Source organism: Bacillus salitolerans (assembly GCF_042680805.1).
GTDB classification, from domain to species: Bacteria; Bacillota; Bacilli; order Bacillales; family SA4; genus Bacillus_CJ; species Bacillus_CJ salitolerans.
In genome coordinates, this window is record NZ_JBHUEM010000044.1 from 1 (window position 1) to 20530 (window position 20530).

Sequence of the window (20530 nt, forward strand, 5' to 3'; positions counted from 1 at the left end):
GAGGTAAGTAAATCGTTCGCAGAGGAAAGTAAATAATCAACGAGGTAAGTAAAAGAGTCACAGAGGAAAGTAAAAAAGCAAACGAGGTAAGTAAATCGTTCGCAGAGGAAAGTAAATAATCAACGAGGTAAGTAAAAGAGTCACAGAGGAAAGTAAAAAAGCAAACGAGGTAAGTAAATCGTTCGCAAAGGAAAGTAAATAATCAACGAGGTAAGTAAAAGAGTCACAGAGGAAAGTAAAAAAGCAAACGAGGTAAGTAAATCGTTCGCAGAGGAAAGTAAAATAGCAACGAGGTAAGTAAAAGAGTCACAGAGGAAAGTAAAAAAGCAAACGAGGTAAGTAAAAGAGTCGCAGAGGAAAGTAAAAAAGCAAACGAGGTAAGAAAATCGTTCACAGAGGTAAGTAAAAAAGCAAACGAGGTAAGTAAAAGAGTCACAGAGGAAAGTAAAAGAGCAAACGAGGTAAGAAAATCGTTCACAGAGGAAAGTAAAAAAGCAACGAGGTAAGTAAAAGAGTCACAGAGGAAAGTAAAAAAGCAAACGAGGTAAGAAAATCGTTCGCAGAGGAAAGTAAAAAAGCAACGAGGTAAGTAAAAGAGTCGCAGAGGAAAGTAAAAAAGCAAACGAGGTAAGTAAATCGTTCGCAGAGGAAAGTAAAAAAGCAACGAGGTAAGTAAAAGAGTCACAGAGGAAAGTAAAAAAGCAAACGAGGTAAGTAAATCGTTCGCAGAGGAAAGTAAAAGAGCAAACGAGGTAAGTAAATCGTTCGCAAAGGAAAGTAAATAATCAACGAGGTAAGTAAAAGAGTCACAGAGGAAAGTAAAAAAGCAAACGAGGTAAGTAAATCGTTCGCAGAGGAAAGTAAAATAGCAACGAGCTAAGTAAAAGAGTCGCAGAGGAAAGTAAAAAAGCAAACGAGGTAAGTAAATCGATCGCAGAGGAAAGTAAAATAGCAACGAGCTAAGTAAAAGAGTCGCAGAGGAAAGTAAAAAAGCAAACGAGGTAAGTAAATCGTTCGCAGAGGAAAGTAAATAATCAACGAGGTAAGTAAAAGAGTCACAGAGGAAAGTAAAAAAGCAAACGAGGTAAGTAAATCGTTCGCAAAGGAAAGTAAATAATCAACGAGGTAAGTAAAAGAGTCACAGAGGAAAGTAAAAAAGCAAACGAGGTAAGAAAATCATTCGCAGAGGAAAGTAAAACGAGAAAAAGCAACTATACCGACAGCTACGGCTGTCTTTTATTACCCAAGTTATATTCTATTTTAGATGAGTAATTGAAGTTCGACTCGTTTCACTTTTTTACATAAAAGATGATATAATTACGCATAGTTATGTAGAATGAGGTGAAGCATTTTGGGCATACACGTAGTTATGTATCAACCAGAAATTCCAGCAAATACGGGGAACATTGCTCGTAGCTGTGCAGCAACAGATACAACGCTCCATCTTATACGCCCTTTAGGTTTTTCAACGGACGATAAGATGTTAAAACGCGCAGGATTAGATTATTGGGAGCATGTAACGGTTATTTATTATGACTCATTAGAAGAGTTATTTTCAAAATATCCTGAGGGAGACTTCTTCTTCTTAACAAAGTTTGGTGAGCAGCCACATACTACGTTTGACTATAGTGATGTGAACAAGGACTATTTTTTCGTGTTTGGTAAAGAAACGACAGGTTTACCTAAGGATTTAATTAAAGCCAATATGGATCGTTGTCTTCGCATTCCAATGAATGAGAATGTGCGTTCATTAAACCTATCCAATACAGCTGCTATTTTAATTTATGAAGCATTAAGACAGCAGAATTATCCTGGTTTAAAGTAAAAAGCCGACCCACTAGAGGTCGGTTTTTTTCACTTAAAGGATAGTAAGAAAAACTTGGGTTCGCCAAATTTTTCTTATGTATTCTTATTTTTTAATTCCTGGCTTTGAATTGTATCCAGCTGTGAAAATAGCTGTTAAGAAAGCTACACAAACTCCTAAGATTAAAAGTAAACCCATTAATAAGAACCTCCTTTAGAGCCTATTGTACCCAATTATATAGTTCTATTATAGCGAAATTGACAAGCTAAGTGAATGATAAGTGTGACAAATTTATAAATATTTTTAGTGAACCACAAGTCTGTTCATCACATAGCCTAATGTATACTTGCTAGAAAGGGGCTATTTAGACATGAAGAAAACACCATATGGACACTTCCAAAAGTGTGAAGACATTCCCATCCAGTTTCCTCCGCAGCACCAAGATATTCATCCAGGGCTTCAGTATGTAATGAAGCCAGAGCCAATCAGTGAAACAGCTTCCTACCTTGGAAGTGGAAAATTAAAGGGCAAAGTAGCCCTGATTACAGGTGGAGATAGTGGTATTGGTCGAGCTGTTGCCATTGCCTATGCTAAAGAGGGTGCGGATGTAGTGTTCGCCTACCTATATGAAGACTATGATGCTTCTGTTACGAAATCGAGAGTTGAACAGCTTGGGAGTCGTTGCTTAGCCATTAAAGGGGATTTAGGTCAAGAGTCATTCTGTCAGGAAGTTGTAAGGCAAACGATTCAGCAATTTGGGAAACTTGATATTTTAATAAATAATGCAGCTGAACAATTTGTAGCAGAGAGTATCCTCGACATTTCAACTGAACAATTACATCGTACATTTCAGTCTAATATTTTCTCGATCTTTTATGTAACAAAGGCAGCACTTCCCTATATGACGAAAGGAAGTGCTATTATTAACACTGCTTCTGTTGTCGCCTATAAGGGAAATAAACAGCTACTCGATTATTCGGCAACAAAAGGAGCGGTTGTAACATTTACTCGCTCGTTAGCACTGCAGCTTGCGGACAAAGGAATTCGCGTCAATGGAGTGGCACCTGGTCCGATTTGGACACCATTAATTCCATCTAGTTTTTCTGCAAAAGATGTGATGACCTTTGGAAACGAAACTGAGCTGGGTCGAGCGGGACAGCCATTTGAGCTAGCACCAGCCTATGTTTTTTTAGGGTCCAACGACTCTAGTTTTATGACTGGAGAAATGCTTCATGTTAATGGCGGCCAATTTGTGGGTGGATAACAAGATGTTTTTTCCTGATTAAAAAGAATGATATGGGACGGCTTCGCATAGATTGTAATAATCTATGGCTTCACGACGAAATTGAAGGAGGTCCTTATGGATATTTTAAGAAAAATTGAAGAACATCGTGAGGAAGAACAACGACTTAAGTGGGAAGGTACCTTCGCAGAGTACTTAGAATTGTTAAGAGAAAGACCTGAGGTGGCACAGTCCGCTCATTCGAGAGTTTATAATATGATTAAGAATGCAGGTATTGATGAAGTGGATGGAAAGAAGAAGTTCCGATTTTTTAGTAAACAGATGTTTGGACTGGAAGAATCACTTGAGCGATTAGTCGAAGAGTATTTTCACCCTGCAGCGAAGAGATTAGATGTTAGAAAACGAATTTTGCTGTTAATGGGACCTGTAAGTGGCGGTAAATCAACGCTCGTAGCTATGCTGAAAAGAGGGCTAGAGGAATACACAAGAACCGATGCAGGAGCCGTTTATGCCATCAAAGGCTGTCCAATGCACGAAGATCCACTCCATCTCATCCCACACCACTTACGAGAAGATTTCTACAAGGAATATGGTATCCGCATTGAAGGTAATCTTTCACCACTCAATATGATGCGCTTAGAAAAAGAATATAGCGGGCGTATTGAGGACGTTTTAGTCGAAAGAATTTTCCTATCGGAGGATCGCCGTGTTGGAATTGGAACGTTCAGTCCATCAGATCCAAAGTCACAGGATATAGCCGATTTAACAGGAAGTATTGATTTCTCAACAATAGCTGAATACGGATCTGAATCAGATCCACGTGCCTATCGTTTTGACGGGGAATTAAATAAAGCAAATCGCGGTATGATGGAATTTCAGGAGATGTTAAAATGTGATGAGAAGTTCCTTTGGCACTTATTATCCCTTACACAAGAAGGAAACTTTAAGGCTGGGCGGTTTGCGTTAATATCCGCGGATGAATTGATCGTTGCCCATACAAACGAAGCGGAATATCGCTCCTTTATCTCCAATAAGAAAAATGAAGCATTGCATTCACGGATTATTGTGATGCCAGTTCCATATAACCTAAAGGTATCAGAAGAAGAGAGAATCTATGCAAAAATGATTCGAGAAAGTGATGTTGCAGATGTTCATATAGCACCGCATACACTAAGGGTTGCTGCAATCTTTACAATCTTAACAAGATTAAAAGAGCCGAAAAAAGGGGATATTGACCTTGTAAAGAAGATGCGCCTTTATGACGGTGAATCTGTTGAGGGCTTTAACCAAATTGATGTGGAAGAGTTAAAAAAGGAATACTCTGATGAAGGAATGACTGGGATTGACCCGCGCTATGTCATTAACCGGATATCATCAGCTATTATTCGTAAAGATATACCGTCAATTAATGCACTAGATGTACTTAGATCGTTAAAAGATGGGTTAGATCAGCATGCTTCTATTTCAGACGAAGACCGTGAGCGGTATATGAACTTTATATCTGCGGCTCGTAAGGAATATGATGATATTGCGAAAAAAGAGGTTCAAAAAGCGTTTGTTTACTCGTATGAGGAATCTGCAAAAACTTTAATGGATAACTATTTAGATAATGTTGAAGCGTATTGTAATAAAAACAAGCTGCGTGATCCATTAACGGGTGAGGAAATGAATCCTGACGAAAAGCTAATGCGTTCAATTGAAGAACAAATTGGGATTTCCGAAAATGCTAAGAAGGCGTTCCGCGAAGAAATTTTAATAAGAATTTCGGCTTATGCGAGAAAGGGGCAACGGTTTGACTACAACTCTCATGAGCGTCTTCGTGAAGCCATTCAAAAGAAGCTGTTTGCAGACTTAAAGGATGTTGTGAAAATTACCACATCAACAAAAACACCAGATGAAGTACAGCTGAAGAAAATTAATGAAGTTGTTGCTAGATTAGTGGAAGAGCATGGTTATAATACGAGCTCGGCTAACGAATTGCTACGGTATGTAGGAAGCTTATTGAATAGATAATTGGATCATTAGGGCTGACCCTTAACTAAACGGGTTAGTCCTTTTTTCATACATGTTTAAAAAAATGTATTGCGGGTACATATACTATACGAGGTGATGTTTCGTGAAAACGAAAGACGAGAAAGACAATAGCTTCATGATTAGAAACATGAAGGAGCTGAAGAAGCACTCAAAAATTATGGAACATATGATGACAGAAACAGATATAAAAAAAATAGACAAAGTTCCAGATCCGATTCAGCATGGTCGTAAAGAGAAGTAATCCCTGTACAAGCAGGGATTACTTTTTTCTATGAAAGTATACGAATGTCATTATTTTTAATATTTGAACTTAGAGTTAAGTCAGACACGCTTTACCTTAATAAAGTAATTCTATTGATTATTTTCACACATATAATAAAGTTAAACACTTTTTACATAGGAGAACTTGTCTAAATTTGAAAGTTAGACGCCTAATTGTCGCAATAATTTGTCAATTTTTCCGATGAATTGCATAGGATAGAGTATCCATCCTTTCATCATATGTAAAAATGTGTAAAATTTCACTCGAGATAGTGTATGCAAGTGGCTTGATGAAGGTGAGCCTAATATTCAAAAAAATTAGGAGGGGAAACAATGAAGACTAATGGTAAGAATAACTTTGTGATTTCAAAGGAAGATTGGTCCCTCCACAGAAAAGGACATGACGATCAACAACGACATAAGGAAAAGGTACAAGAGGCGATCAAGAATAATTTGCCAGATTTAGTGACAGAGGAAAGTATCATAATGTCAAATGGTAGAGATGTTATTAAAATTCCAATTCGTTCATTAGATGAGTACAAAATTCGCTATAACTATGACAAAAACAAGCATGTTGGCCAAGGCAATGGTGATAGTAAAGTCGGTGATGTCGTAGCACGTGATGGTTCTGGAAAAGGGCAGGCTGGCCCTGGAAAAGGTCAAGGCGCAGGAGATCAAGCTGGTGAAGATTATTATGAAGCTGAAATTTCTTTAATGGAGCTTGAACAGGCATTATTTAATCAGTTGGAATTACCAAATTTAAAACGAAAAGAGCAAGATGAGAACGTTGTAACGAACATTGAATTTAATGATATTCGAAAAACAGGACTGATGGGGAATATCGATAAGAAAAAGACGATGCTAACTGCATTCAAACGAAATGCTCTAAGCGGTGAAGCAAGATTCCATCCAATCTATCCTGAGGATTTAAAGTTTAAAACATGGAATGAAGTAGTAAGGCCAGATTCAAAAGCAGTAGTGCTAGCGATGATGGACACAAGTGGCTCAATGGGAATGTGGGAAAAATATATGGCACGGAGCTTCTTCTTTTGGATGACAAGATTCCTACGCACAAAGTACGAAACAGTAGAAATTGAATTTATTGCGCATCATACTGAGGCAAAGGTCGTATCAGAGGAGGATTTTTTTTCAAAAGGAGAAAGTGGAGGAACAATATGCTCATCCGCTTACCGGAAAGCACTTGAATTAGTGGACAACAAATACAACCCAACTCGGTATAACATTTATCCATTCCACTTCTCAGACGGTGACAACCTAACCTCGGATAATCCTAGGTGCTTGAAGCTCGTTCAAGAGTTAATGAAGATCTCCAATATGTTTGGGTATGGGGAGGTGAATCAGTATAAATGACTAGGATATACTCCAGAGAAATCAAATCACTTGAAGAAGTGTTTTTTTTATTTTAAGGCTGTATTACTCATAAATGTATATATGAATTTAGAGTTAAAAGATAATGAAAAAAGCCAAAACCGCGTTTATGGCTTTAATATGTAAGAAAGTATCTTATTTTGTCTTTATATTTTTTGTTAGCTGCTTCATGAATCTCTGAGTATGCAGTATCTTCTTTTAGCATTTTTGATAATGGACATTCAAGGTCAACTTTTCCATAATATAATCCTTTTATTAACCAGGATTTATTGTACTCTCTCTTAAGAAAAGAATATATTTTTTATTCTCTTCCATCAGCTCATAATATCCGACGATGTAATAAATCTTATTTACATCATCATGTGCAGCTGCTTCAGGTATTTCAGTTAAGATTGCCTCTTCTAAAGAAGTCGTCACCACTACCACCAAACATAATTTCATTCTGTGGGTATAGGGGTACAATGAAAAAAATCGGATAATATACGCTAAGACATTTTTTGGAAGGGACCTTTTTTTTATATTATATTCCAAATATATATTTTTGAAAATCTATTAAATTATCTATCATTTAAACTTGCTGTGATTTAATTTAAAATAAATCCCCTCTATTTTGGACAATTAGCATTCAGAATACCTTTCACATGCCCAATAACCCATCTAATGTTCAAAAGCACTGGACACACTTGTCTGGAAAAGTGTGTCCAGTGCTTTTGATTGGTAAACTAGATTTGGGTATATACATAAATAAAAATATACACCAGAAGGAACTATTTCAAATAAAAGGTGAGTCAATTCTCCCCGCTATGGCTGTAAAATAAAGCATAAAATGGACTAACCAATAGGTGGATAAATTGGTTCATCAGATCGTGTTGGTTCACCTGAAATACTATAATCCTCTGTTCCTAAGAAATTTCCTTTATCCATAGTAGTTAATATTAATGATGCTAAAATTACTATAAAAATTAGTTTTCTCATTATAGTCCTCCTGTTGATTGTGACAATTGTTTTTTAAGTGTTTTATTGGAAATTTCTAAGTATTTTATTGTGCTTTTATAATCTTCTTTTTCTTGATAATAGTCTATCAACTTAGAGCAATAGATAATAATATCATCAAAAAATAAATATTTTTCTAATTTATCGAGGCTTTTGACGGAATTAGCAAACTCCTCTGTTGTAAGACTTAGATACTTAAACTTGAACTTATATTTGGTTTCTTTGGCCTTGTTATTTTCTTTCTGAGATAACATAATTACTTCGGGGATTATTTCTAATGCATTATTTGGTTGATTACTTTCGATGTAAGTTTCTACTAACTGAGCTAGAGATGTTAAGCATGAACTACCAATTTCCCGTGATATTTTAATACTCGTTTTTAATAGAGATATAGCCTCATCAAAATTCTTCTTCTTTTTCATAAGTAAAGATAGGTTATGAGTAGTTTGAGAAATAATATAATAATCTCCAAGTCTCTGTGCATTCTCTAATAACAGTTTATAGTGATGCTCTGATTCTTGGAAAGCACCAATTTTAAAATAGGAGATGGCTAAATTCATCTGAGTATGAACTTTTCTCGTGAAATTATTGTATGATTCAAATAATTCTAGAGCTTTAATTCCATATAATATAGCAGCTCCCGAATTATTAGTCATACTCATAGTTAAGGAAATGTGGTAATAGAACTCACCGTAGTGTTCAAAAGGTTCACCAACCAATGAATTGAAAATTGACTGAGCTTTACTGTGATCCCCTATATGCATATTGTAAATTGCATTAAAATAGTTGAACAAAAGTTTTTCATATTTGGGAAATTTTTTTGACTTACGTGAAAGTGATTTTTGACTAATAATAAATCTTTCTTTTTTATTTATAAAAAGGAAATATCGAAATTCAATAATTGTAAAAAGTAAGTCCAATCCCAATGTAGATAAATAATCTTTTTCTTTTTTTATTGCAACATACTTTTGATTAGCACTTTCCTGATCTTGATAAACTATTGATTTGTACATATCATTTAATTTTAGCTTATAAGAGTAAATATCTTTTTGAATTTTTTTAAAATCTACATCTAGTTTTCGGGTTAAAAGTGAAATGGTTTGTTCATTTACTTCTTTACTTCCATTCTCTATTTTAGATAGGTGCGAAACGGAACATATTCCATATGCTAAACTTTCTTGGGTTAATTGCTTCCCTTTACGAACATTCTTAATAATTAAACCGATTTCCATTAAATGCCTCCAACATAATTTATAACTTGAGTTTATCAAATTATACAAATATTGTAAAAAAATATAGTGTGATTTTTCCCAAGTCTTTCTTCTAGGAAAGTGTGTTAATCTAAAAAAGGAACATATTTATTATCAGAAGGAGAGCGATGATTATGAAACGACTAAAATCTAGTTTTATTTGTATGGTTATTATTGTAATGACTGCATGCTCTTTACAAGGGAATTCTTATGATGATACTTCACAAATACCAAAGTCATTACTGGTTCAGAAACTAAAAATTCAAAATGAAAATAAAGAATTTACAACTTATGAACCTGTTAATTTAGAGACAGCTAAAGAAGTCTTACCGTTCTTGTATAGAACACCAAACAAGTTACCTTTTAAATATGTTGATCCTAAAGTTACTATTGACGTACTGAAAAACATACAAGACCAAGAAAAAATTAAAGTAAGTACAACATTTTCTTCCAAAGACGGTATTGGTGAATCACTAGTTTACGAGGTTACCAATTATAATTTTACATTAGATTTGATTATTAAAAACCAAACATATGATAAAAAACTTAAAATAAACGGTCAAGAAGCATATTTTTCCCAATATAATGAATCTTCCGGAAGACTACAATGGAGAGATGAAGATACTGAGATTTCGCTTGAATACAACAATCTTAGTAAGGGGAATGTACAAAAGGAATTAGTAAAAGTAGCAAAATATTTAACTAATTAACAGAATAGCACCTGCTAATCTGTTTTTTTTTATAGAATTTTCCCAACATAAAAGAATATTCTTAATTCAAATTATATGATTAACTTTAAAATGTAGTAACTAAATAATGTGAGGAGGAAGTATATTGAAGAAAGTATTACAAGTTTTTTTCTTAGCCTTTCTAGTAATCGGAGGAGTTGGCCTTACTGTCAAAGCTGATTACATAGATGATCTTATGTCATGTTATATTACTGTTGGAATAGGATCAGAACAAAAGTGTACAAATACATTATATGCATCTGATTACTCAGGAGGTAATGGTTCTTATGATTGGTATCATTACCAATACCACACTGTAAAAAATGTTAACAATACTGATATGTACCTCAGATCTACAGAGTGGAAACCTATTATAAATGATGGAAATCCTTATTATATTGGTACCACTTATGTAAATAATGATGGTACTAAAGTTTGGACCACAGATGCCTATAATTCAAAATTTTTAATGGACTATAATGGCCAAACTTTGTATATTCCAATTGGAGTAACTATACAAGAAGGCGCGTCATCCCTAAGACACATAATACCTGACGATCATGCTCAAGCATCAACATATAGACAGGGTACATTCTTTTATTTGAATTAAGGAGGGATTAGAATATGAAGAAACTCAAACTTTTAATTACAGGTATCATTTTAGGTGGTTCAATTCTTTCTTTTCAACTAATTAGTGCTAATGTTCAGGGAGAGAATAATCACGTCTATGCATCAGAAAAAAAATCAAAAGTTGACTATAAAGATATAAAAGATGCACGTAAAGAACTAAAAGAAGATTTCAAAAAGAAAATGAAGATGCCTAAAAAACTACCATTTTCAAGTGAGGCACCATATGCAATGACAATCAACCATGGTGATTCTATTCAATATTACGATGAAGTATTTCTATTCAATGAGAATAAGGGTCGTGTAATGATTCGAGCATACGAAAGGGAAGTTACTCAAATTTGGGGAGAATACGAGCCTGAAGAGATAGATTTAAAGAAGGATAGAAAAGGACAATTTCTAGACAATGGAGTAGTTCAACAAATTTACTGGGTTGATGATGAGAATGGAGTATATTATGTAATCTCAGCTTTAAAGGATAAAACAAAATTAGAACTTAAGTTCAGTAAAGAAGAATTAATTGCTATACTAGATTCTTTTGTGAAAATAAAATAAATGTAATCTGTATTTAAATAACATAAAATCCACTTTAAAAACCAAGTGCATAATTGCTCTTGGTTTTTTTACATGAGTTATTTAAGGGGAATTTTTAAAGGGATTAAATCTTAATGACTATACTTATAATGTGCTCTTACTTACTACTGGGATAGGGAAATGCTGGGGAGCAATAATTTTTCTAATGAAATAGAATGAAGATTCCCATTTCGCTGTGAGACTTTTTTATCTTGATCAAATACATGCACAACTCCAACTCCTACAATAACAAAAGTGAAAAAGGTTTTTATTAATAAAACTTTACTTTTCATCTTACCTTTCCTCATTAAATTTATTCGTAGATAATGTGAATACCGTTTAAATCTCCCTTTCAGGTCCGTCAGCAGTTCCTCCACCTTCCCAGATATCACGAAACATTAACTGCTGAGAATAACCATGATTTCCAAGCCCAAACGTGTGTCCCCACTCATGTGCGATAAATGTTTCACGGAATGCAGCGCTTGCGGTTTTTAATTTTGCATGATTAAGCCTTATCCTCCATGTAGTAGCATGTTCTCCTGATGCCGTTAGAACATCTTGGTATGCCGCGAATCTACTTAAAAAGTTTTCATAAACTTCTATTGTATTTCCTGATTCTTCATCATATGCCCCATCAACGTCACTAGCGTCTCTCCATAGTGTAATTGCATTAGCGTTAGCCACCTTGTAGTTTATACCATCTCTAATTTCATCCGCGGAAGAATGATAAGAGTAGCTAGCTATTGCAGTAGGGTTGTGGTATCCATAGTATACCAATGTTAAATGGCTTGCTGCTGGTACAAGCTTTTCAGCTCAACTAATATCGAGTAAAGCAGCAGAGATTTTAGGTAGATGTAACCGGTTTACCTCACTAGTAGCGAGACCATTACTAATTGATTCAGCAAAATCCAAATCAATTAGATAATCATATTGGTTACGGAATTGTAGATCAAAATGTTGATGATATTATAAGGTGTGACAGAAATCATGTAAACATCATATATTCTAATTCTATGAATCCGAAAGGTATGGAAAAGCTACCGATTCCTTTACCTTAAAATGCCTCGGATAGGAAAAACACATGTAAATATTTTACATAGTAATAAATTGCTGTAAGCGGTATTATAAGAAAAAATGTAAGAAAGAAGGTTTATTATAATGAATGTTAAACATAAAAAAAGCATAGCCATAGGTACTATGGCTTTGTGTGTACTCCTTCTACTTTTAATTCTGATAACTAGTAACAGAGAGCAAGATGTTCTTGTAAATGGAACTAATGACAAGAACTTAAGTAAAGATCCTAATAAAATTGATGAAATAATTTCAAACGTTTATGGGAGCTATGAATCATTTGAAAAATATGGCGTTATCTATTTGAAGGGAAAAACCACTATTATAGGAATTAAAGATTTAAACGAAAGTTTATATATTAAATTAAAAGTGGAGTTAGAAGAAGCTGTTTCCGAAGAAATTTATGAGGTTATTAAAGTAAAATATTCAATAAATGATTTAAAGAAAATGCAAAATGAACTTAACGAAATGATAAAAGAAAATAATATTTATCAAGCTGTAGGTACAGGTATTCGTATAGAAGAACAAGTTATAATATTAGATGTTACAGAAGAAATTCCTCAAGTCCAAAAAGAAATATTACAAGAAAAATTTGGTGATTTACTCATAATTACAATTGTTGAAGATACTCCCGAGTCCACATAAATAATAATAAATTTAAATAAGAAAAAATTAAAAAGGAGTAGTTTTATTACCTGCCAATATTATTGGTATAAACTACTCTTTTTGGATGAATATATTCACATCTTTGTATAAAGCTGAATTAAAAACTCATCTTTCTTATTCCATTCTTTTTTTCTTAAATATGTTGCTTTTTCAAGTATCGTCTTAAGAAGATAATTTTTTTCTTCAATATTTTCAGTATTATAGTAGGCATCTAATACATTTTTGATTTTTGGAATTACTTGTTCAAGACCAGTAGCTATTTCCAGTTCAGCTTCAATTTCTTCTGCAAGCATCTTCATTTCATTTCGAGTACTATTTATCCGATCTATAATTGATTGTTGTCTTTCAATAAAAGTATCTATGTCATAAACTCCTCGTTCTAAAAAATCATGGAGTTTACTTTTTTGATTATTTAGTTCTACTATGTCCTTTTCTTTTTTTTCAAGGGCTTTCTGCTTTAAAGGGAGGTCACTTTTTGTATTACTCTTTTTTTTAATCATATCTGAATGTATTTCAAATGAATCAATGATTTCTTTAAGCCCTTGCAAAATTCTTGTTTCTACTAAAACCATAGAAGCCCCTTTTTGTATCCCTTTACAGGAAGGTTTTACACATCTGATTTGAGGATTAGGTCTATCTCTTCTTGGTTGATACAACATTGAATGTCCGCATAATTCACAAACTAAAATCCCAGCTAGTGGGTTTGAAAGCCTCTTGGTTTTAATAGTTGGTGGTCTCCATCTTCCACTATGGGATTGATTGGCTCGATCAAATAATTCAATAGTAACAATACCCACATGAGCATCTTCATGTTTTTGCCACCTTTCTTTAGGTGCTTTTTTTCGTGTGTATTTTCCATTTTGTTTAACATACCGTACCTTCCCCCAGATAATATGGCCGATATAAACCTCGTTTTTAATAATTGAAGAAATAGTTGAAGGATTCCAATACCTTCCCTCAGGTGGGGGTATTTCTAAATTATCGAGTTCTAGGGCAACTGCTTGTCTTCCATAACCACTACTAATCATTTCAAATATTTTTTGCACTACCCAGGATTTCTCAGGATCAGGATAAAGTTTAAGGTTTGTATCTCTTAAATATCCATAAGGAGGCTTTTTAGAAATTGATTTGCCTTCTTTAGCAGAGGCTCTTCTTCCACGTTGCATCCGCTTTACAATTTGTTTTAACTCTTCTCTAGCAATAAGAGATTTAATACTAAAATTTAGCTCTTGGCTCTCGTCGTTTGGATTGATGATTTCTGTTGGGGTAATGATGAGAGTTTCAGAAAAACGGAGAACACGATAAATCGTTCCTTGATCTACCATATCCCCACGACCAAGACGGTCTATATCCATAACCAGAACAGCATCAGCAATTCCAGTTTCCACTTCTCTTAATAGCTCCTGCATTTTAGGACGTTCAGAAATGTATTCACCGGAAACAACTTCTTCAAAAATATCAATAATGTTGTGACGGTCTTTTTTTACTATTTCAAAAAGCTGTTTTCGGTGTTTATCAAGCGTGTCAAATGCACGACCTTCTTCGCCAGCTTTTCTTTCTTCTTCCACATCTTTTCTACTTTTACGTAAGTAAATGAATACATCTAGGTCTGTTGGACGATACATTTTATCACCTCATTTCTTATGTACATGATATATATGCAAGTAAAACAATGAACTTTCGTATTTGTCCAAATGGATAGAAATTCTTCCTTCACTCCTTCATATACATGTATGGGGGGATGCATATGAAAGAGTTTCAATATGGGAATACAAAAGTAATTATTCATTGTGAACTAGCTAAAATGACAAAAGAACAGCGGAAAGAATGGTATGAAAAAGAATGGGAAAAAGGTAATCCAGTATTAAAAGCAATTGTTGAAGCAGCAGTAAGCTGTCAATCCGAATAAAACAAAATGAGAGCAAAACCATCTAATGGTTATGCTCTCATTTTTTTATAAATTTATTCACCCTCATAAACAAATGCTCGTGTGATGAATAATTTATTTGAATATGACAAATGTTAACAATACAGAAAGTTGAGGAAGGTGATTAGTGGAAGTTTTTAAAAGTCTCGGTATCAGTACAATCAAGCCCTTTTTCAAGCATAGAAACAAAGCAGTTTGCCAATTCAGGGTTTGTATTATTTAAATCCTTTAGTAGACGACTGCAACGATCTATACGAAAAATCATTTCATCATATTGCTCCGATTTGAAATCTTTTGCTTCTTGAATCAAAGTCGAAAAGTGTAACTGCTCATCAAGTTTTTCCAAAAAAGAAAGAGGCACCGTTTCGGTTTTACCTCTTTCAAGGTTACTTAAGTAGCCTGAAGAAACTCCTAATTCTTTTGCGAGTTGGTTTAAGCCAATGCCTTTTTGTTCGCGAACTGTACGAATTTTTAATCCTAATTGTTGAAACAAGATACATCCCTCCAAGAAAGGTTGGTTTTATGAAGAATAAGAAATTAACAATCAAATCAATTAGTTATGTGCATGATCCTGAAGCAGCTAAAAAGTGGTTTGATCTATATCTAAATCTAGTGAAAGAGAAATTAATTCAAGAAAGTTCGAAGTCGGTGGACTAGCCCCCTATACCCTTGCATATCTATTAATAAAAAATCGATAAGGAGGTAGAAATGAAAGCTGTTGCCTATTATCGCCGATCAACAAATATTCAAGAGAACTCCATTGAAATGCAACGTCAAATGGCTCGGAACGCTTCCTATCAAAAAGCTCTACTCATCGACGAAGAATTTATTGATGATGCTGTTTCAGGAAGAAAGAAAACCATTCAAGAGCGTGAAGGCTTAAGTTCCATGCTTTCAAAAATTGAATCAGGTGAAATTACAGATGTATTTGTGTATAAACGTGACAGGCTTGCTCGAAACGCCCTTGATTATTTGCAAATATTTCAATTGTTAAAAGAGAAACAAGTGAAAGTTCACTTTACAGCAGAAAATGAAATCCCTATCCAATACTCACCTGCTGGAGAATTAATCGAACTCCTTATGGCTGGAATTATTCAGCGTGAAGGTGAACAAATAGTTGAACGAATTTCAGAGACGATAAAAGCTAATTTCCAAAGAGGTAAAAATCCTGGTAATCTTCCGTTTGGATATGAATTTGACAAACTGACAAAGACTATTTCCCGTGATGTAGAAAAGCTCTCAGTTGTAAAATCTATATTTGATGCCGTCAATTCAAATGACTTTAAGACAATGAGACAGCTGACAGACTATTTAAAGGACAACAACATTCAACGAGATGAAAAGCCTTGGTCTTCCCAAATGGCACGAAATGTTCTTTCAAATCCAACCTATATGGGAATTCGACTTCTTAATCTTTCTGGTGAAGTTTTAAAAAGTAGATATGATGCATTAGCGATAGTTACTGAAAGCGAATGGTTAACTGCTCAAGAAGCACTAGAAGTCCTCACTTCAAAACGTAAACCAGTTGAAAAGGAAAAGGTTACATTTCACTTAGAAAATTTGGTTTTCTGCAAGCAATGCAATGAACCGCTACAACCAAAAAAGGGAATGAAAAATAAAGAATCAATTCATTACTACAGCTGTAGAACCCACCAGATAAAATTAATAAAAAGTGAGCTTGAAAACCAAGTGCTAGATTCTTGTAAGCAGTTTTTTCAAGAACTATTAAAGACTCATCTTCCTGATTTCCATCAAAGGCGACGTAATGAGATGTCCAAGACCTTAGAAAATCAAATTGATGAAATGGAACAAAATCTACATAAGCTGAACCAACGTCTTGAGCGAAAAATTGAAAAATGGTTAAATGAAAATCGTCAATTTAAAAAAGAAAAGTTGGAAGCTGACTTGCTAAACTTACTTCAACAAATTGCTGACGAGAAAGAAAGAATTCATTTCATTGAAAAAGAAATGATTGAATTAACTCAGACGATTGAGTTTCCATCTGATAATTTAGACATTCATGAAAGTACTATGCGTGTGTATTTTCGAGACATCATTTCAAAAATTGAAGTGGAGGAACACATGATGAATATAGAATTTAAGCATCCATTCCTCTCGACGAAGGAGGTGCTACACACTCGTGTTAGCTAAAATACTAAGACCTGGAATGAAAGGTGCTTTTTACGGAAGACACTCAACGGACAAACAAGAAATGCTAATGCAACAAAATTCTGTGTATAACCTTGTGGATAAATATCAATGTAAGATTGTTAAGGAATATTTAGATTCAGCTGTATCCGCCACAAAGACTTCCTTGCTAAATCGAAAAAAACTACAAGAGCTTCTTTCAGACTTAGAAACTCAAAACTTTGATTTTGTGATCGTTTACAAAAACGATCGTTTTGCTAGAAATCCAATGGAACACCAATTCATTCGAACGACAATGAACATTTACGGTGTAGCTGTTATTGAAAGTGCTACAGAAGCACTTTATACAGAGACTGATAATATCATCGATCAGCTACTTCAAGACGGGCTAACGAAATTTGAAGCTGATAACATAAGACAACGAACGAGAGATAGCCATATCACTAGAGCCCAAAAAGGACAATGGACTGGTGGACAAGCACCTTTTGGTTATCGATATGATAAAGATACCCAACAATTCTCCACTTACCCTGAAGAACTAGAAATTGTAAAACAAATTTTCAATCTATATAAAAAAGGTGAAGGCTTTGATTCAATTGCTTCCTCCCTTCCTATTGAAGTGAACAAAGGAAAGTCATGGACAAAGGACAAAGTAAAGAGAATAGTAACCAATCCATTTTATGCAGGTTTTATTGCTTGGGGAAAATATCAAGACGGTGCAAAAGGTTCTTTAAAAGAACGAGAAAATTGGATACTAGCAAAATCTGATTACATCGAGCCCATTATCACAATGGAAGAATGGGAATATTGCTGGAAGCTGTATCAACAAAAAAAGCAAAGAAAAATAGTCCCAAAACAATTCAAAACAAGCTTTTTATTAAAGGATCTGGTTACTTGTAAAAGCTGCAAAACATTTCTTCATGGAAAAGACCAAAGAACCACTGGTAACAATGGTAAGAAATATGGCCGTAAAATTTACCTTTGCCCTTCATGCAAGCTTCAAATTGAAACTGACCAACTACATCTAGTCATCGACAAGATTCTAAATGATATACGCCTAAATAATCCAAAGCAAATTTATGAAGGTGTTTCAACCCGTATTCATGAAGAAATGGAAGTGCTACAAAATGAAATTTTAGAATTAAAGCAAGGAAAACAAATGTATTTGGACCAGATTGAAAAAGTTAAAGATGAAATAAGGGTTCGTCTTGAAAAGCAGATTACCGATCAAGATAAAAAGTTCCTTGATGTATTGACCACTTATCGAATCTCATTAAATAAAAGGATTGAACAAGTTGATTTACAAATAAACGAGAAACAACAACAAATTATAGAAAATCAAAAGGTTGATTCCAATAAAGAAACTTGGAACCTCATTTTGAAAGATGCTTTTGTTGAACGAGATAAGATTAATAATGCTGAGTTGCGAAACCTTCTTGCGAATTTAATTGAAGAATTAAAAGTCGATAAAAACTTATCAATCGAATACCAACTTCGTCACAACCTAGAAAAACAATCACTAAGTGACCAGCTTGAATTACAATTTTAACTTTTTTAATGGAGGTTATTTTTATTGCCAAATACCTCGGTAATTAGGTGTGTTAAAAATTAATAAATAGTTGAGTCCTCTGTGTTTAGGTAGGGTAGGGATGTTTCAGATTATATTTTATGAAAAACACACCAAGGAAATCCTGATCTAGATTTCCTTTTAGGTGAGAGTTATGTTCTTTCATATATCTAAATGAAGTAAATTATTATTTAAATTTACAGTTATTCAATAACTTCAGCAGATATTCCAGTAGCAAGTTGTGGTCCGCTATCCCTTACCATGTTCAAAATAGTGACTTTAACTTTAGTACCAATTGAAATATCTATTTTTATCTTCTCTTGGAATGAAATAATCATAGTTTTTTCAGTAGTTGGATTTAAACCTAATTCTTTTTGGTTTTCTTCGAGGAAAATTTCCTTGAGGTATCCGTGTTCATCTAGTTTAAACGAATCAACAAATCCAATTACATCCACAACTTCTTTCTCATCATCATTTTTTATGTCATCGCTATTATCCACGGCACCACCTTTTACCTCATGGTTTTGTTGTGAAGGTTGACAAGAAGATAACAGAAAGAGAGATATTACTGTCACAATAATTGTAAAGTATTTCATTAGTAGGTATCCTTTCAATAATGTTTATTTGTTAAACAATTTAATTTATTTTTAATTTAGTATCACTGGTGTAGATTGTAAAAGGATTGCCTGGTGATGAATAGATGTCAAAGATCGGCTCAATATTTGTAAAAACTTTATTAAAGGATCTAGTTACTTGCAAAAGCTGCAAAACTTTTCTTGATTGCAAAGACCAACGTACTACCGGTTACAATGGTAAGAAATATGGCCGTAAAATATATGTTTGTCCTTCATGCAAGCTTCAAATTGAAACTGATCAACTACATCTAGTCATCGACAAGATACTAAATGATATACGTCTAAATAATCCCAAGCAAATTTATGAAGGTGTTTCAACCCGTATTCATGAAGAAATGGAAGTACTAAAAAATGCAATTTTAGAATTAAAACGAGGTAAAGAAATGTATCTGGACCAGATTGAAAAAGTTAAAGATGAAATAAGGGTTCGTCTTGAAAGGCAAATTATCGAACAAGAAAAAAAGTTCCTTGATGTATTGACCACTTATCGAATCTCAATAAATAAAAGAATCGAGCATGTAGAAAAACAAATTAATGAAAAACAAAAACGAATTACAGAACAGCAAAAGGTTGATAGTAATAAAGAGACATGGAATCTCATTTTGCAAGATGCTTTTGTCGATCGAGAAAAAATTGATAATGTTGAGCTGCGAAACATACTTACGAATCTAATTGAAGAAATCAAAATAGATAAAAACATGTCAATTGAATACCAACTTCGTCACAACCTCGAAAAACAATCATTAAGTGACCAGTTGGAGTTGCAATTTTAACCTCTTTAAAGGAGGTTATTTTTATTGCGAAAAATTCTCGGTATTTGGGTAAGTAGAAAATTAAGAACTAGTGGAAACCTCTGTGGTTAGGTAGGGGAGGGATACCGTTACTACCTTACTACCGATACGAATAATATAACAAGTATTTGTATTTATTTAATTTTAGTAAGAATTATTTACTTCAAGTATATACATTTTTTTATATAGATATACCAGGACGGTTTTTTGGTGTGTCACAGAAAACAATGCTCGGTTTTAGGATAATTTTCAAGAAAGCAGGTGAGGGAATACAAATGCAAAAGGTATACTTTGCGTTACCAAAATCTACGACAATATATATGGGAACTATTATGAAAAAGGAAGAGGGTTTCTGTATAATTAATGTGGAAGGTTTATCAGGAATCATTAGATTACGTGATACAGAAATTTTCTTCACAAAAGAAGAGGCATTTAGAGTTTCCTTATTAAACCAAGTGGATATAGAATTAGCTCGATTAAGAATGTGGAGTAATAGTGAAGTAATAGAGTATTTATTATCTTTTCACCCTAGGGAAAATATTTATGAGAAAAAAATATATGAGGAGATAGTTAAGAAGTATAATATCAAAATGAAATAAAAAGTTATTTTATAAAAAAACTAACATTTTATTACAATTTTTAACAATGTTGTGACCGTCAAGTAGAATGACACAATTTCTGCTCATTAATTTGAAACACTTTGCTGCTCAAATATCGTAGATCTATGTTTCATTCTCCAACTATCTTCATTTAAATGAATGATCTCCACACGGTGAAGGATTCTATCTAAAATAGCGGTTGTAATAGCTTGATCTCCTAACAA

At 33.8% G+C, this 20530-nt stretch carries 23 protein-coding genes and 1 pseudogene; 16 read left to right on the plus strand and 8 right to left on the minus strand.

Going from position 1 to position 20530, the window contains the following annotated elements; all coding sequences use genetic code 11:
* Positions 1-1369 precede the first annotated feature (1369 nt).
* From trmL to yhbH, 5 genes and pseudogenes are all read left to right on the plus strand, one after another.
* Positions 1370-1825: a tRNA (uridine(34)/cytosine(34)/5-carboxymethylaminomethyluridine(34)-2'-O)-methyltransferase TrmL gene (trmL, locus tag ACFSCX_RS17540; protein ID WP_377929562.1), complete on the plus strand. Its 456-nt coding sequence runs from the start codon at positions 1370-1372 to the stop codon at positions 1823-1825.
* 349 nt (positions 1826-2174) lie between these two features.
* A complete protein-coding gene (locus ACFSCX_RS17545) occupies positions 2175-3068 on the plus strand; it encodes an SDR family oxidoreductase (protein WP_377929541.1) in 894 nt (297 codons plus the stop codon).
* 96 nt (positions 3069-3164) lie between these two features.
* Complete coding sequence (locus tag ACFSCX_RS17550) at positions 3165-5060, plus strand: PrkA family serine protein kinase (protein ID WP_377929542.1); 1896 nt, start codon at positions 3165-3167, stop codon at positions 5058-5060.
* A gap of 103 nt (positions 5061-5163) precedes the next feature.
* Positions 5164-5322 (plus strand): hypothetical protein, encoded by a 159-nt coding sequence (locus ACFSCX_RS17555; protein ID WP_377929543.1) that lies wholly within the window; start codon positions 5164-5166, stop codon positions 5320-5322.
* Between the two features lie 353 nt (positions 5323-5675).
* Positions 5676-6707: pseudogene (gene yhbH / locus ACFSCX_RS17560) on the plus strand (sporulation protein YhbH); the annotation flags it as partial.
* A gap of 279 nt (positions 6708-6986) precedes the next feature.
* Here yhbH and ACFSCX_RS17565 read toward each other — a convergent pair.
* The 3 genes from ACFSCX_RS17565 to ACFSCX_RS17575 all read right to left on the minus strand — a co-directional run bounded on the left by ACFSCX_RS17565 (position 6987) and on the right by ACFSCX_RS17575 (position 8956).
* The gene (locus ACFSCX_RS17565; protein WP_377929544.1) at positions 6987-7148 is read right to left on the minus strand and encodes a hypothetical protein; all 162 of its coding nucleotides are present in this window, start codon (positions 7146-7148) and stop codon (positions 6987-6989) included.
* Positions 7149-7562: 414 nt separating this feature from the next.
* Positions 7563-7706, minus strand: a complete 144-nt coding sequence (locus ACFSCX_RS17570; protein ID WP_377929545.1) for a hypothetical protein — start codon at positions 7704-7706, stop codon at positions 7563-7565.
* On the minus strand, positions 7706-8956 hold the full coding sequence (locus tag ACFSCX_RS17575) for a tetratricopeptide repeat protein (protein WP_377929546.1): 1251 nt from the start codon (positions 8954-8956) through the stop codon (positions 7706-7708). Before ACFSCX_RS17575 ends, ACFSCX_RS17570 begins: the two co-directional genes overlap by 1 nt.
* A gap of 152 nt (positions 8957-9108) precedes the next feature.
* Between ACFSCX_RS17575 and ACFSCX_RS17580 the strand changes: the two genes are divergently transcribed.
* The 3 genes from ACFSCX_RS17580 to ACFSCX_RS17590 all read left to right on the plus strand — a co-directional run bounded on the left by ACFSCX_RS17580 (position 9109) and on the right by ACFSCX_RS17590 (position 10884).
* Entirely contained in the window at positions 9109-9684 is a 576-nt protein-coding gene (locus ACFSCX_RS17580; protein ID WP_377929547.1) for a hypothetical protein, read from the plus strand.
* A 124-nt stretch (positions 9685-9808) separates the two neighbouring features.
* The gene (locus ACFSCX_RS17585) at positions 9809-10312 is read left to right on the plus strand and encodes a hypothetical protein (RefSeq protein ID WP_377929548.1); all 504 of its coding nucleotides are present in this window, start codon (positions 9809-9811) and stop codon (positions 10310-10312) included.
* 14 nt (positions 10313-10326) lie between these two features.
* Positions 10327-10884: a hypothetical protein gene (locus ACFSCX_RS17590; protein ID WP_377929549.1), complete on the plus strand. Its 558-nt coding sequence runs from the start codon at positions 10327-10329 to the stop codon at positions 10882-10884.
* 357 nt (positions 10885-11241) lie between these two features.
* On the opposite strand, the gene ACFSCX_RS17595 is transcribed toward ACFSCX_RS17590, so the two are convergent.
* Entirely contained in the window at positions 11242-11586 is a 345-nt protein-coding gene (locus ACFSCX_RS17595) for a hypothetical protein (protein WP_377929550.1), read from the minus strand.
* 209 nt (positions 11587-11795) lie between these two features.
* Between ACFSCX_RS17595 and ACFSCX_RS17600 the strand changes: the two genes are divergently transcribed.
* Both ACFSCX_RS17600 and ACFSCX_RS17605 read left to right on the plus strand, forming a co-directional pair.
* A complete protein-coding gene (locus ACFSCX_RS17600; RefSeq protein WP_377929551.1) occupies positions 11796-11960 on the plus strand; it encodes a hypothetical protein in 165 nt (54 codons plus the stop codon).
* A gap of 100 nt (positions 11961-12060) precedes the next feature.
* Positions 12061-12618 (plus strand): hypothetical protein, encoded by a 558-nt coding sequence (locus tag ACFSCX_RS17605; protein ID WP_377929552.1) that lies wholly within the window; start codon positions 12061-12063, stop codon positions 12616-12618.
* Positions 12619-12713: 95 nt separating this feature from the next.
* Here ACFSCX_RS17605 and ACFSCX_RS17610 read toward each other — a convergent pair whose 3' ends face one another.
* A complete protein-coding gene (locus tag ACFSCX_RS17610; RefSeq protein WP_377929553.1) occupies positions 12714-14264 on the minus strand; it encodes a recombinase family protein in 1551 nt (516 codons plus the stop codon).
* A 122-nt stretch (positions 14265-14386) separates the two neighbouring features.
* Between ACFSCX_RS17610 and ACFSCX_RS17615 the strand changes: the two genes are divergently transcribed.
* Positions 14387-14548 (plus strand): hypothetical protein, encoded by a 162-nt coding sequence (locus tag ACFSCX_RS17615; RefSeq protein WP_377929554.1) that lies wholly within the window; start codon positions 14387-14389, stop codon positions 14546-14548.
* A gap of 142 nt (positions 14549-14690) precedes the next feature.
* Here the strand turns inward: ACFSCX_RS17615 and ACFSCX_RS17620 are convergent, their stop codons facing one another.
* Positions 14691-15059, minus strand: a complete 369-nt coding sequence (locus ACFSCX_RS17620) for a helix-turn-helix domain-containing protein (protein WP_377929555.1) — start codon at positions 15057-15059, stop codon at positions 14691-14693.
* 29 nt (positions 15060-15088) lie between these two features.
* Between ACFSCX_RS17620 and ACFSCX_RS17625 the strand changes: the two genes are divergently transcribed.
* The 3 genes from ACFSCX_RS17625 to ACFSCX_RS17635 are packed head-to-tail and all read left to right on the plus strand — an operon-like array spanning position 15089 to position 18263.
* Complete coding sequence (locus ACFSCX_RS17625; RefSeq protein WP_377929556.1) at positions 15089-15223, plus strand: hypothetical protein; 135 nt, start codon at positions 15089-15091, stop codon at positions 15221-15223.
* A gap of 51 nt (positions 15224-15274) precedes the next feature.
* Positions 15275-16717, plus strand: coding sequence for a recombinase family protein (locus tag ACFSCX_RS17630; protein ID WP_377929557.1), 1443 nt, complete (start codon positions 15275-15277; stop codon positions 16715-16717).
* Positions 16707-18263 (plus strand): recombinase family protein, encoded by a 1557-nt coding sequence (locus ACFSCX_RS17635; RefSeq protein ID WP_377929558.1) that lies wholly within the window; start codon positions 16707-16709, stop codon positions 18261-18263. The genes ACFSCX_RS17630 and ACFSCX_RS17635 overlap by 11 nt, the downstream gene beginning before the upstream one ends.
* 221 nt (positions 18264-18484) lie before the next feature.
* Here ACFSCX_RS17635 and ACFSCX_RS17640 read toward each other — a convergent pair whose 3' ends face one another.
* Positions 18485-18877 (minus strand): hypothetical protein, encoded by a 393-nt coding sequence (locus ACFSCX_RS17640; RefSeq protein WP_377929559.1) that lies wholly within the window; start codon positions 18875-18877, stop codon positions 18485-18487.
* 104 nt (positions 18878-18981) lie between these two features.
* On the opposite strand from ACFSCX_RS17640, the gene ACFSCX_RS17645 reads away from it, so the two are divergent.
* Together ACFSCX_RS17645 and ACFSCX_RS17650 are read left to right on the plus strand one after the other, a co-directional pair.
* Positions 18982-19689 (plus strand): hypothetical protein, encoded by a 708-nt coding sequence (locus ACFSCX_RS17645; protein ID WP_377929560.1) that lies wholly within the window; start codon positions 18982-18984, stop codon positions 19687-19689.
* A gap of 293 nt (positions 19690-19982) precedes the next feature.
* Entirely contained in the window at positions 19983-20306 is a 324-nt protein-coding gene (locus tag ACFSCX_RS17650; protein ID WP_377929561.1) for a hypothetical protein, read from the plus strand.
* Positions 20307-20392: 86 nt separating this feature from the next.
* Here the strand turns inward: ACFSCX_RS17650 and ACFSCX_RS17655 are convergent.
* The coding region (locus tag ACFSCX_RS17655) for an ATP-binding protein (protein WP_377929563.1) at positions 20393-20530 on the minus strand (138 nt) is incomplete at its 5' end.